Here is a 10200-nt window from a genome sequence, read left to right as displayed (position 1 = left end):
GGAGAGAGAGGGAGAAAACAGGGTGTTAAGCCGAAATCTGCTCCATCGCCTGCAAAATACGTTTATCCGAAATCGGATACGGCGTACCGAGCTGCTGGGCAAAGAAGCTGACGCGTAACTCTTCGATCATCCAGCGGATCGCCTGAACGTCTTCATCGTCACGACGTGCCGGTGGCAGTTTGTTCAGCCACTGCTGCCACGCCTGCTGCACGTTTTCCACTTTCAGCATCTGGGCACGGTCACGATGCGGATCGATGGCCATTTTCTCCAGCCGTTTTTCAATCGCCTGCAGGTAACGCAGCGTGTCGCCGAGACGGTTGAAGCCATTGCCGGTGACAAAGCCCCGGTACACCAGGCCCGCCATCTGCGCTTTGACATCCGACAGCCCCAGCGCCATGGTCATATCCACGCGCCCTTTCAGGCGTTTGTTGATATTGAACACGGTGGTGAGGATCTGCTCGACCTGTTTGGCAATATCAACCACGGTGTCGTTCAGCTCCGCGCGTACCTTTTCATGAAGCTGAGCAAAGCCCTCTTCTGACCAGACCGGACCGCCCGCCTCGTGGATCAGCTTGTCCACGCCGCAGGAGATGCAGTCGTCGATCAGATCCAGCACTTTGCCGTACGGGTTAAAGTACAGCCCCAGCTTGGCTTTGTTCGGCAGCTTCTCGTGCAGATACTTGATCGGCGACGGGATGTTGAGCAGCAGCAGGCGGCGCAGCCCGCGCCACATCATCTGCTGCTGTTCCTGCGGGTTATCAAACAGCTTGATCGCCACGCTGTCGCGCTCATCCACCAGCGCAGGCCACGCCTTCACTTTGTAGTTGCCGCGTTTTTGCTCGTAGCTTTCGGGGAGCTGACCAAAGCTCCAGATGTGCAGCCCGCTCTGCTCAATCCCATCATCCGCCACTGCGGACAAGGTCTCCTGCACTTTGCCTTTCAGCGCCTCTTTCAGCGCGGTGAGCGAACGGCCTTCCTGCAGCTTCTTGTTTTTATCGTCCACCACGCGGAAGGTGATTTTCAGGTGATCGGGCACCTGATCCCAGTTCCAGTCTTCGCGGTCAATGGTGGTACCGGTCATGCGGCGGAACTCACGCTCCAGCGCATCCAGCAGCGGCATCTCCAGCGGCGTGACGCGGCCTAAAAAAGCTTCGGCGTAGTTAGGGGCCGGAACAAAGTTACGCCGCACCGGTTTCGGCAGCGATTTGATCAGCGCAATCACCAGTTCGCGGCGAAGGCCGGGAATTTGCCACTCAAATCCACTCTCATCCACCTGGTTTAGCAGTGGCAGCGGGATATGAACGGTGACACCATCCGCGTCCGTTCCCGGCTCAAACTGATAGGTCAGCCGCAGCTTAAGGTTGCCCTGATGCCAGAAGTTCGGGTAGTCGAGCTTACTGACCGACTCCGCCCCTTCTTTAATCAGCATGCTCTTTTCAAAGTTGAGCAGATCCGGCGTCTCTTTGCTGGCCTTCTTCCACCAGCTGTCAAAGTGACGGGCGGAAATGACATCGTGGCTGATGCGCTGGTCGTAAAATTCGAACAGCGTCTCGTCATCCACCAGAATGTCGCGACGACGGGATTTGTGCTCCAGCTCTTCCACTTCAGCACGCAGCTTGAGGTTTTCACGGAAGAAGGCGTGACGGGTCTGCCAGTCGCCCTCCACCAGCGCGTGGCGGATAAACAGCTCGCGGCACAGCGCCGGGTCAATCTGGCTGTAGTTGACCTTACGCGCGGCCACCACCGGCAGACCGTAGACGGTCACTTTTTCGGTTGCCATCACCGCCCCCTGCGCGCGCTCCCAGTGCGGTTCACTGTATGAGCGTTTCAGCAGGTGTTGCGCCACCGGCTCCACCCATTCCGGATCGATACGCGCGGCAATACGCCCCCACAGACGGCTGGTTTCCACCAGTTCAGCAACCATGGTCCACTTGGGTGGTTTCTTGAACAACCCGGAGCCGGGGAAGATGGAGAAACGGGCGTTGCGCGCACCGGTATACTCCTGCTTTTCGGCATCCTTCATGCCGATATGGGACAGCAGTCCGGTCAGCAATGCGATGTGAATTTCGCGGTACTCCGCCGGTTCACTGTTCACCGGGATACCGAGCTCTTTCACCACCTGGCGCAGTTGGGTGTAGATATCCTGCCACTCGCGCACGCGCAGGTAGTTGAGGAAATCCACGCGGCACTGACGGCGGAACTGGTTAGATGACAGCGCTTTCTGCTGCTCGCCGAGGTAGTTCCACAGGTTCACGAAGGCAAGGAAATCCGACTCTTTGTCGTGGAAGCGACGGTGTTTTTCATCCGACGCCTGCTGTTTGTCCATTGGCCGTTCACGCGGATCCTGAATGGAGAGCGCCGAGGTGATGATCATCGCCTCGCGCACACAGCCGTGTTTTTGCGCTTCCAGCACCATGCGCGCCAGACGCGGGTCCACCGGCAACTGGCTGAGCTGCCGTCCCAGCGGCGTCAGTTTATACGCGGTGGCCTGCTCGTCGGTGGTGATCGCCCCCAGCTCTTCCAGCAGGCGTACGCCGTCCTGAATATTGCGTTTGTCCGGCGCTTCGACAAACGGGAAAGCGGCGATATCGCCCAACCCCAGCGCGGTCATCTGCAGGATGACGGAAGCCAGGTTGGTGCGCAGGATTTCCGGGTCGGTAAACTCCGGGCGGGAGAGGAAATCGTCTTCTGAATAGAGACGAATACAGATCCCCTCCGACACACGTCCACAGCGCCCTTTACGCTGGTTGGCCGACGCCTGTGAAACCGGCTCAATCGGCAGACGCTGTACCTTGGTGCGGTAGCTGTAGCGGCTGATACGCGCCGTACCCGGATCAATCACATACTTGATGCCCGGCACGGTCAGCGAGGTTTCCGCCACGTTGGTTGCCAGCACGATGCGGCGCCCGCTGTGTGGCTGGAACACGCGGTTCTGTTCACTGTTGGAGAGACGTGCGTAAAGCGGCAAAATTTCCGTGTGGCGCAGATCGCGCTTGCTGAGCGCGTCGGCGGTATCGCGGATCTCACGCTCGCCGCTCATAAAGATCAGAATGTCGCCCGCGCTCTCATTGCCCAGTTCGTCAACGGCGTCGAAAATTGCCTGCAACTGGTCGCGCTCGGTATCCTCCGCCTCCTCCACGATCGGGCGATAGCGCACTTCTACCGGATAGGTACGACCGGAAACTTCAATAATCGGTGCGTTATTGAAATGTTTTGAGAAACGCTCCGGGTCGATGGTCGCGGAGGTGATGATAATTTTCAGATCCGGGCGACGCGGCAGTAGCTCTTTCAGGTAGCCGAGCAGGAAGTCGATGTTCAGACTGCGCTCGTGCGCCTCATCAATAATGATAGTGTCGTACTGCATCAGCAGACGATCCTGCTGAATTTCCGCCAGCAGGATACCGTCGGTCATCAGCTTGACCATGGTGTTATCGCTCACATGGTCGCTGAAACGCACCTTATAACCGATGCAGCCGCCCGGCTCCGTTTGCAGCTCCTCGGCAATACGGTTCGCCACGGTACGCGCCGCCAGACGACGCGGCTGGGTATGACCAATCAGGCCCTTCACTCCGCGGCCGAGCTCCATACAGATTTTTGGCAGCTGTGTGGTTTTCCCCGAGCCGGTCTCCCCCGCCACGATCACCACCTGGTGGTCGCGCACGGCGTTGAGGATCTCCTGCTTCTTCTGACTGACGGGCAGGTTTTCCGGATAGGTGATTGCCGGACGAGCCGCTTCGCGCAGCACAACTTTCCCTGCCGCCTGTTCAATCTCTTTCGCCATCTCCTGGAAAATGGCCTGTTGTGCATCAGGATTTTTAACCTTCTTCACCCCGTGCAAGCGGCGAGCAAAGCGCTGTTTATCGCGCAACATCAGTGAATCAAGCTGTTGCAGGAGCATCGGGAAGGTCAATTTTTGTTGTTCTGTCATAGCATTAACGGGCAGTGCACTGCCGGATAAAATCTCTTTGTAATGATTGCTATAGAGTACCACATCAGCGCTTTCCACGCCTTATTCAAAAAATTCGAACATAGGCTTCGATATATTGCGCTATCTCTGTGGCAGGATTGTGAATAAAGTGTCAACAAGCAACGGGGCAACCCCCTTCAATCAAATGCAAAACAGGAATCACCCATGAGCAAAGTATTAGTTTTGAAATCCAGTATTCTGGCAGGGTACTCTCAGTCTGGTCAGCTGTCTGATTATTTCGTTGAACAGTGGCGTGAACACCATTCCGCAGACCAAATCACCGTGCGTGACCTGGCTGCAAACCCAATTCCTGTGCTGGATGGCGAGCTGGTTGGCGCGCTGCGTCCAAGCGATGCACCGCTGAGCCCACGCCAGCAGGAAGCCCTGGCGCTCTCTGATGAGCTGATTGCTGAACTGCAGGCGCACGACGTAATCGTGATCAACGCCCCAATGTACAACTTCAACATCCCAACCCAGCTGAAGAACTACTTCGACCTGGTGGCTCGCGCTGGTGTTACCTTCCGTTACACCGAAAATGGCCCGGAAGGTCTGGTGAAAGGCAAGCGTGCCATCGTGCTGACCAGCCGTGGCGGTATTCATAAAGATACCCCAACCGACCTGGTTGCGCCGTACATGAGCCTGTTCCTGGGCTTCATCGGGATCACCGACGTGAACTTCGTGTTTGCAGAAGGTATCGCTTACGGTCCTGAAGTGGCGACCAAAGCACAGACCGACGCGAAAGCCGCGATCGACAGCCTGGTGGCTGCCTAAGATTTCCCCCTCTCACCGCCCGGTGAGAGGGTTTTTCTTTTCTCCCGCATTTCGTTATCATCCGCTCCCACTCTCCAGCCGGGCGGCCTGATGTCTGCGATTATTGATTCTTTTATAGCCCCACCGTGTCATGACGACATTGAGATCCTCTGGCAGGATGAACATCTGCTGCTGATCAATAAACCTTCCGGTCTGCTTAGCCTCTCGGGTAAAAATCCGCAAAATCTCGATTCGGTGCACTATCGTCTGGTTCAAAACTTTCCTGGCTGCACGCTGGTGCATCGCCTGGATTTTGGCACGTCCGGCCTGATGGTGATTGCACGTAATAAGCCGATCAACGCCGCGCTGTGCCAGCAGTTTAGCCAGCGCAGCGTGGAGAAAGTCTATAGCGCCCTGCTTTGCGGCCACCTGGAAAACGATGAAGGGGTGATTGATGCGCCGATTGCCAAAGACCCGGCGCTGTTTCCGCTGATGTCGATCTGTGCCGTTAACGGCAAACCCGCCCGTTCCCGCTATCGGGTGGTGGAACGCCTGCATCAAAACGCGGCGATGCCGCTCACGCGGGTAGAACTGACGCCTGAAACCGGGCGAACCCACCAGTTGCGCATTCACTGTCAGCTGCTGGGCCACCCGATTTTGGGCTGCGATTTATATGGGGGACGGGCATGGCCTGGCAGCGGAACAACGCCGAGGCTGATGCTGCATGCCAGTCAGTTGAATTTTATTCATCCGGTGAGCGGCGAGCCGGTTAACGCTCATCACACCGCACCGTTCTGAACCGTCTTACCACATCAAATCGTCAGGGATTTTGAAATCGGCATACGGATCGTCTTCATCCTGCTCTTCCTGACTCAGGGCGCTGTTTAACACAATACTGTCGGCATCGCGCTGGGCAATTTTATCCGCCACCACCGCCGGGATAATGGCGTATTCGCAGTCGCCATTAGCGTTAATCACCAGACGTGCGATGGCCAGACGACCGTTAATCAACTGGGTCTGGGTTGCCTTATCCACCTCGATTTTTTTGATCAGATTGCCGTCGGTGAAGTTAAAGGTGATGTTGCCTTTTGCCACCGTGATGCGGTTCATCTCAATCAACTGCTTCACCTGCGCCTTAAACTCTTTGGCGAGCACGGCCTGTTTTTGCTGCTCGCTCAACTGTTTGTCACGCTCAAGCTGCGCTTTTTTGTTCTCTTCTACCGCCTCTCTGGCCTCACGCGCCTGCACGCGGGATTTCTTGGCCGTACGCTGAACTTTGGCCATTTTCTTGCTGGAGACTAAGCCCGCTTTCAGCATCTGCTCTTGTAAGGTGAGTTTTGTCATGAGTGTGTTTAAACCGGTTGGAAATTTTGGGCAGTATAACTGGAACTGAGCAGTTCATGAAGTTCGCTCATGTTGCTGTGAAATTAAGTCACTTCCCCTGCGCCACCGCGTCAGGCATAAATTATGCATTGATAACTTCCTGGCAACATGAACTTAGGATGCATAACCAAGATGAGTAAAGCTTTTACATTTACCCTTAAGCGCAGTTGCTTCGATGAAAATTATAACCCGTCAGAGAATACGCGTACGACCACCAACTTTGCCAACCTCGCCCGCGGGGAAAAACGTCAGGAGAACCTGCGTAATACCCTGGTGATGATCAATAACCGCTTTAACGCCCTGGCGCGCTGGGATAACCCCAATGCCGATCGTTACGCGGTCGAGCTTGAGATCGTCTCTGTGGATCTGAATATTGGTGCGGAGAAAACCTTCCCGGCCATTGAAATATTGCAAACCACAATCGTCGATAAAAAAACCAATGAACGCATCGACGGTATTGTCGGCAATAACTTCTCCTCTTACGTGCGCGATTACGATTTCAGCGTCCTGCTGCTGGAGCATAATAAAAACCAGCCCCATTTCACCATTCCGGAGAAGTTTGGTGTCTTGCACGGCAATATCTTCCGCCATTTTGTTAATTCGCCGGAATACCGTGAGAATTTCAAAAAAGCACCGGTGATTTGCCTGAGTGTGTCCAGCAAAGACACTTATCGTCGCACGGGTAACCAGCACCCGGTGCTGGGCATTGAGTACACGCCGGATGGCGAGTCATTGACGGAGCAGTACTTCGCGAAAATGGGCCTGAAGGTACGCTATTTCATGCCTGAAAACAGCGTGGCGCCGTTTGCCTTCTTCTTCACCGGCGATTTGCTCAGTGATTACACCAATCTTGAACTGATCGCCACCATCAGCACGATGGAGACGTTCCAGAAGATCTATCGCCCGGAAATTTATAACGCTAACTCGGCGGCAGGACACTGCTATCGCCCCGATCTGAATCAGCAGGATCACTCATTAACCAAAATTGTTTACGACCGTGTTGAACGCAGCCAGCTGGCCATTGAGCAGGGTAAATTCACGGAAGAACAATTTATCAAACCTTACAAACACGTACTCGAGCAGTGGTCTGATAACTACGCGCGTTAATTAATCGAATTTAAAAGGGTTATACATATGAAAACATTGCTCCCGACGTCAACCGCTGGCAGCCTGCCTAAGCCAACCTGGCTTGCACAACCTGAAACGCTGTGGTCACCGTGGAAATTAGAGGATCAGGAGTTACTGGCCGGTAAGCAGGATGCACTGCGTTTATCGCTTGATGAGCAGATCCGCGCGGGGATTGATATCGTCAGCGATGGCGAACAGACGCGCCAGCACTTTGTGACCACCTTTATTGAACACCTCAGCGGCGTGGATTTTGAAAACCGTCAGACCGTGCGCATTCGTAACCGCTACGATGCGAGCGTGCCGACGGTGGTCAGCGCCGTGGCGCGTCAAAAACCGGTGTTCGTGGACGACGCAAAATACTTACGCCAGCTCACGGATAAGCCAATCAAGTGGGCCCTGCCGGGGCCAATGACCATGATCGACACCCTTTACGACGCGCACTATAAAAGCCGCGAAAAGCTGGCCTGGGAGTTCGCTAAAATCCTCAATCAGGAGGCAAGAGAGTTAGAGGCCGCAGGTGTCGATATCATTCAGTTTGATGAGCCGGCATTTAATGTCTTTTTTGATGAGGTCAACGACTGGGGGATTGCGGCGCTGGAGCGTGCCATTGAAGGGCTGAAATGCGAAACAGCGGTGCACATCTGTTACGGATACGGCATCAAGGCCAATACCGACTGGAAAAAGACCCTTGGCTCAGAATGGCGCCAGTATGAAGAGGCGTTTCCTAAGCTTCAGACATCGAATATCGACATCATCTCGCTGGAGTGTCACAACTCCCGCGTGCCGATGGATCTGCTGGAGCTGATCCGCGGCAAAAAAGTGATGGTAGGCGCCATCGACGTGGCAACCAACACCGTTGAAACCGCGGAAGAAGTGGCTGGCACACTGCGTAAAGCACTGCAGTTTGTCGATGCCGACAAGCTTTACCCGTCAACCAACTGCGGTATGGCGCCGCTTTCCCGTCAGGTTGCCAACGGTAAGCTGAAGGCGCTGAGCGCCGGAGCCGCGATTATCTGCAACGAGCTTGGCGCGTAATCACCTGCCCTGCGTTTGCCAGTAGAGCGGCGTACCGAAACACCCGACGTAATGATCAATCACCGCCCTGACGTTAAGGGGCGGATGCCGCGCGTTTGGGTAGATCGCCGCAATATTCAAGGGCTCCGTATGAATGGCGCATTCCAGCCCTGGCAGGAGTGCGACCAGTTCGCCCTGCTGCACGCGGTCGCCAATCAGCCAGTCCGGAAACAGCACAATCCCCATCCCGCCCAGCGCGGCAGCAAGCAGCGATTCCGCATTATTTGACGTCATTAATGGCATCACCGGGTAGTGCACCCACTCCTCCCCCGGACCGCGAAATAGCCAGCGGTTAGGCCCCGACGAACCACGGTAGACCAGGCATTTATGATGCGCCAGATCGTCCGGCCCTTGCGGCGCGCCGTGCTGTCGCAGATAGTCCGGCGAGGCGGCCAGATGGTAGCGCTGCTGACCAAAAATGCGCGCGTGAAAGGTGGAGTCCGTCAGCACGCCGATGCGAAAGATCACGTCGGCGGCATTCTTGTGCGGGTCGATAAAATCATCGGTCAGCGTCAGCTCGATATTCAGCCGCGGATAGCGCGCCGTCAGACCAGGCAGCCCTGGCGCAATGTGCCGCTGGCCGAAAAAGACCGGTGCATTAATGCGGATCGTGCCGGAAGGCTCCGTTGAACGTGCATCCAGCTCCCGACGAGCCTCCTCAAAACTCGTCATCATCTCCCTGGCATAGCGGATAAACAGATGACCACTTTCTGTGGGGATCACCGCCCGGGTATTGCGGTAAAAAAGCTGCTGGCCGAGTGCGTCCTCAAGCTGGTGGATAATGCGCGAAACCTGCGAGGCGGAAAGGCCCTCGCGGCGCGCGACCACGGAAAAATTCTCGGCTTCAAAAACCGCGATAAAAATCTTCAGCGAACGGAGGTTCATGCTCCCGGCGTCGTACATTCGTGCATATCCTGCAAAGGTGTTTCCTGCATTATGGCATTTTTCTCATGACCAGACCGACGTAATCTTCTCTGCCTGCAAAACGGAGGAATAACAATGCAGCTTGTTTTGATTTTACTGGTGATTGCCGGGGGGATGGGGCTTTCCGTAGAGGCTGGCCTGCTGGGGCCGCTGGGTGGAAAAGTCGGTGATTTATGGGCCACGTTCAGCATTTTTGGCGTCGGCGCCGCGCTGACGTTTCTGCTGATGCTGTTCTTCAGCCCGCGCAACAGCCCGTCGTTTTTTGCCCAGCCTGGCTGGCAGTTGCTCGGCGGGGTACTTGGCCCGGTTTACGTGGTGATCCTGACCCTCGCCACCCCGGCCATCGGCATCGCCCTGACGATGATTGGCATTCTGGCGGGGCAGGTTTTTAAAAGCCTGCTGATCGACCATTACGGTCTGCTGGGCACACCGCACAGGAAGATCAACGCGAAACGGATCGTCGCGCTGGGTTTTATTATTGCGGCACTGATTCTTGTCGCACAGGGGTAACACGATGACACTGATGATGATTATTCTGGCCGTGTGCGGCGGCGCGACGCTGAGCATTCAGGCGGCGATCAACGGGCAACTCGGCAGCCGCGTGGGCGTATTCAAAAGCGCGTTCCTGACGTTCTCCGTTGGCGCGCTGGTCACCGCCCTGCTGATTTTTTTCTTTGAACCAAAACAGACAGTCACCCTGCTGGACGTGCCGAAATGGCAGCTTCTCGGGGCGATGTTTGGCGTGCCGTACATTGTGATCATGGTGTTGGCGGTGCAGCGCATCGGCACCGCCGTCGCCACGGTCGCGGTGATTTTTGGTCAGCTCACCATGAGTATGCTGATTGATAACTTTGGCTGGCTGGGCAATGCGGCCATTCCGTTTTCGATGAGCCGACTGGCCGCCGTCCTCTGCCTGGGTATTGCGCTGTTTTTCATTTACTCAGGCAGTAAAAACGCCCCTCCCCACGAGTAAC

9 protein-coding genes are annotated in these 10200 nt (G+C 55.7%); 6 read left to right on the top strand and 3 right to left on the bottom strand.

Features of this window, described 5'->3' with window-relative positions; translation table 11 throughout:
• Positions 1-25: 25 nt before the first annotated feature.
• The gene (gene hrpA, locus M8370_RS19585) at positions 26-3928 is read right to left on the bottom strand and encodes an ATP-dependent RNA helicase HrpA (protein ID WP_040023281.1); all 3903 of its coding nucleotides are present in this window, start codon (positions 3926-3928) and stop codon (positions 26-28) included.
• 204 nt (positions 3929-4132) lie between these two features.
• Between hrpA and azoR the strand changes: the two genes are divergently transcribed.
• Positions 4133-4738 (top strand): FMN-dependent NADH-azoreductase, encoded by a 606-nt coding sequence (gene azoR / locus M8370_RS19580; protein WP_013096706.1) that lies wholly within the window; start codon positions 4133-4135, stop codon positions 4736-4738.
• Positions 4739-4828: 90 nt separating this feature from the next.
• The gene (locus M8370_RS19575; protein WP_058660715.1) at positions 4829-5515 is read left to right on the top strand and encodes an RluA family pseudouridine synthase; all 687 of its coding nucleotides are present in this window, start codon (positions 4829-4831) and stop codon (positions 5513-5515) included.
• Between the two features lie 6 nt (positions 5516-5521).
• Here the strand turns inward: M8370_RS19575 and M8370_RS19570 are convergent, their stop codons facing one another.
• Positions 5522-6061 (bottom strand): DUF2058 domain-containing protein, encoded by a 540-nt coding sequence (locus M8370_RS19570; protein WP_013096708.1) that lies wholly within the window; start codon positions 6059-6061, stop codon positions 5522-5524.
• A gap of 171 nt (positions 6062-6232) precedes the next feature.
• Between M8370_RS19570 and M8370_RS19565 the strand changes: the two genes are divergently transcribed.
• Together M8370_RS19565 and M8370_RS19560 are read left to right on the top strand one after the other, a co-directional pair.
• The gene (locus M8370_RS19565) at positions 6233-7207 is read left to right on the top strand and encodes a DUF1852 domain-containing protein (RefSeq protein WP_013096709.1); all 975 of its coding nucleotides are present in this window, start codon (positions 6233-6235) and stop codon (positions 7205-7207) included.
• Positions 7208-7234: 27 nt separating this feature from the next.
• Entirely contained in the window at positions 7235-8263 is a 1029-nt protein-coding gene (locus M8370_RS19560; protein ID WP_250021619.1) for a methionine synthase, read from the top strand.
• Here M8370_RS19560 and M8370_RS19555 read toward each other — a convergent pair whose 3' ends face one another.
• Positions 8264-9205, bottom strand: a complete 942-nt coding sequence (locus M8370_RS19555) for a LysR family transcriptional regulator (protein WP_029883105.1) — start codon at positions 9203-9205, stop codon at positions 8264-8266.
• Between the two features lie 96 nt (positions 9206-9301).
• Between M8370_RS19555 and M8370_RS19550 the strand changes: the two genes are divergently transcribed.
• Together M8370_RS19550 and M8370_RS19545 are read left to right on the top strand one after the other, a co-directional pair.
• The gene (locus M8370_RS19550; protein ID WP_013096712.1) at positions 9302-9736 is read left to right on the top strand and encodes a DMT family transporter; all 435 of its coding nucleotides are present in this window, start codon (positions 9302-9304) and stop codon (positions 9734-9736) included.
• Positions 9737-9740: 4 nt separating this feature from the next.
• Entirely contained in the window at positions 9741-10199 is a 459-nt protein-coding gene (locus M8370_RS19545) for a DMT family transporter (RefSeq protein WP_045295215.1), read from the top strand.
• Position 10200 lies beyond the last annotated feature (1 nt).

Origin of the sequence: Enterobacter cloacae complex sp. OE43NF (assembly GCF_023544405.1) — a bacterium.
GTDB lineage: Bacteria > Pseudomonadota > Gammaproteobacteria > Enterobacterales > Enterobacteriaceae > Enterobacter > Enterobacter cloacae.
This window is presented reverse-complemented; position numbering and strand designations above follow the sequence as displayed.

What these genes read in the sequence shown, in the direction of transcription:
- hrpA (WP_040023281.1), bottom strand. Translation starts at nt 3,928, where the DNA reads ATGACAGAACAACAAAAATTGACCTTCCCGATGCTCCTGCAACAGCTT.
- azoR (WP_013096706.1), top strand. Translation starts at nt 4,133, where the DNA reads ATGAGCAAAGTATTAGTTTTGAAATCCAGTATTCTGGCAGGGTACTCT.
- M8370_RS19575 (WP_058660715.1), top strand. Translation starts at nt 4,829, where the DNA reads ATGTCTGCGATTATTGATTCTTTTATAGCCCCACCGTGTCATGACGAC.
- M8370_RS19570 (WP_013096708.1), bottom strand. Translation starts at nt 6,061, where the DNA reads ATGACAAAACTCACCTTACAAGAGCAGATGCTGAAAGCGGGCTTAGTC.
- M8370_RS19565 (WP_013096709.1), top strand. Translation starts at nt 6,233, where the DNA reads ATGAGTAAAGCTTTTACATTTACCCTTAAGCGCAGTTGCTTCGATGAA.
- M8370_RS19560 (WP_250021619.1), top strand. Translation starts at nt 7,235, where the DNA reads ATGAAAACATTGCTCCCGACGTCAACCGCTGGCAGCCTGCCTAAGCCA.
- M8370_RS19555 (WP_029883105.1), bottom strand. Translation starts at nt 9,205, where the DNA reads ATGTACGACGCCGGGAGCATGAACCTCCGTTCGCTGAAGATTTTTATC.
- M8370_RS19550 (WP_013096712.1), top strand. Translation starts at nt 9,302, where the DNA reads ATGCAGCTTGTTTTGATTTTACTGGTGATTGCCGGGGGGATGGGGCTT.
- M8370_RS19545 (WP_045295215.1), top strand. Translation starts at nt 9,741, where the DNA reads ATGACACTGATGATGATTATTCTGGCCGTGTGCGGCGGCGCGACGCTG.